At 61.2% G+C, this 412-nt stretch carries 1 pseudogene; it reads right to left on the bottom strand.

Annotated features, from left to right (window positions below):
- Nucleotides 1-148 precede the first annotated feature (148 nt).
- Nucleotides 149-412: pseudogene (locus AC1D1Y_RS26615) on the bottom strand (diguanylate phosphodiesterase); the annotation flags it as partial.

The raw sequence follows: 412 nt of genomic DNA, 5'->3' as shown, positions 1-412 counted from the left end.
CGGTACGAAAGGCCTGACTGAGCGCGAAAGCACTTACCAGACTCAAGAGTGTCATCCAAGGCACGGTGGCTTCAGATTCAGCGGATGGATCAGACACAGAGGACATGGGTTGGTCCCTAGCGTACCGCACAGGCGGTTTCAACCGCAGCTACGCCACGCGGCGTTCCCACAAACCCACGCCGGCCTGTTTGGCATCGTGTTTGGCCAAGGCAGCCAGGTTCGCCACATCCTCTGCCCGCGTGTACTGGCTGCCGTCAATGGCGACTGCGCCAATCGACAGCGTGGTGCAGGGAAAGAAGCGCATCACGCCATGGCGGTCTTCGGCCTCAATGCCGCCCCGGCTCCGCGCTTCTTCATCAAACATGGCCTGCGCGCGTTCGGAAAATTCCTGCACCAGGCGTTCGCATCGCAG

It is taken from the genome of Polaromonas sp. P1_G1 (assembly GCF_056405595.1).
Note: the sequence above shows the minus strand (reverse complement) of the source record. Positions and strands in the feature narration are given on the sequence as shown.